Annotated in this window: 2 protein-coding genes; both read left to right on the top strand. The window is 65.7% G+C overall.

All coding sequences use genetic code 11. The features are described from left to right. Window positions 1–559, top strand: a 559-nt coding sequence (locus tag FN835_RS21080) for a ribbon-helix-helix domain-containing protein (RefSeq protein ID WP_221930508.1), incomplete at its 5' end; no start/stop codon positions are given. Then, window positions 552–1,424 (top strand): relaxase/mobilization nuclease domain-containing protein (locus FN835_RS21075; protein WP_185958804.1); only part of this gene is annotated, 873 nt, incomplete at its 3' end. The genes FN835_RS21080 and FN835_RS21075, both read left to right, overlap by 8 nt.

Genomic DNA, 1,424 nt, shown 5'->3' with positions numbered 1-1,424 from the left:
CGTCGAAGGGGCGCTGCTGATGGCCCGGACGACACACACGCCCGGACCCAGGATCCCGGACCGCCCGGACCGCCCGGAGCAGGACGCTGACGATGGGAGCCCTGCGGCCTCAATTGCGGCTCGCAAGACCGCGCTGGCGCAGCGCATCCGCGAGTCCGGGGCGTTGACGACTTATGGCAAGGCCATGGCCGTGCGGCTTTCGCCTGAGGAAATGGCCGCTCTGGATCGCTTAATGGCGGAGATCGGGGCGCGGTCGCGCTCGGATGCACTGCGTTCCGCGCTCCGCGCCAGTGCCGGGCTGCTGGAGTTTCCGCCCGCGCAGGCGGCGCAGCTCGGCGACATCAAGGCGGAGTTGCACAAGATCGGCGTCAATGTGAACCAGGTCGCCCTAGCGGCGAACCGCGGTCGCATCGATCTGACCCGGGCTGAATGGCAGGGGCTGAACGAGTTGCGCCTGGCCTTGCCCAAGTTGCGCATCTGGCTGAATGCGGTGGTCGATGAGCAGCGCCGCCGGGGCGTGCGGCTCTATCGCGCTTTCACCGAGGCGCAGGATGGTTGAGGCGACAGCTACCATCTGGGAGGAGATCCGGCTGCGCTATCTGCGCGGCGGTAGTGGCGCGCCAAGCCAGCGCCGCTTCACGGCGCGCGCCGACAATCTCTGGCGCCTGACGCAAGGGTCGAATGCGGCGGTGCTGAAGAAGATCCACAATGGTGGAACCCATAGCCGCAAACAGCTCGGCAATCAGCTGGATTACCTGTTCTCGAAAGCCGAGGCCGTCTTCGGCAATATGGTCGATCACGACCCCGACGGGCGCACGCTCAGCCGCGACGACCGCAAGACCATCGTGAATGATTGGGAGGATGGTTGGCGCGGCCAGCCGAAAAATGGCCACACGACGCATCTGCTTTTGTCCTTTCCGGCCGATGTGGCGCCGGACCGTGCCCGGCAGGTCGCCGAGATCTGGGCGGCCGAGATGTTCCAGAGCGGCACGCATGTCGATGATGAATGGGCCTATGTCGCGGCCTTGCATACCGATCGCAGCCATCCGCATGTGCATATCGTGGTGAACAACCGCGGCCTGGCGCATGACAGCTGGTTCTACATGGCCAAGGGCCATGGCTTCGAGCTGATCGCGATGAAGGAGCGCATGGTCGAGATCGCCGCCGAGCAGGGGCTGTATCTCGACAGCTCGTCGCGGATTGACCGCGGCAAGCTGACCTATGGCCCCTCCCGCGCCGAGCTGGAGAATGCCCTGCGCGAGGGCCGCGATGTTTATGAAAAACCCCTGCGCGGTCTGGCGATGCGCGATGCCCTGACGCAGATCGGCGAGAACGTCGCCACCTTGCAGATCTGCGCATCCATGGCGCGGCAGTCATCGGACGCGGAACTGGCGGGCCGCATTTCTGCGATGGCCGAGACCCTG

This window comes from Paracoccus laeviglucosivorans, assembly GCF_900182695.1.
In the GTDB taxonomy this organism is placed as follows: domain Bacteria; phylum Pseudomonadota; class Alphaproteobacteria; order Rhodobacterales; family Rhodobacteraceae; genus Paracoccus; species Paracoccus laeviglucosivorans.
The sequence above is the reverse complement of the archived record's forward strand: the minus strand, read 5'-3'. Positions and strand labels throughout refer to the sequence as shown.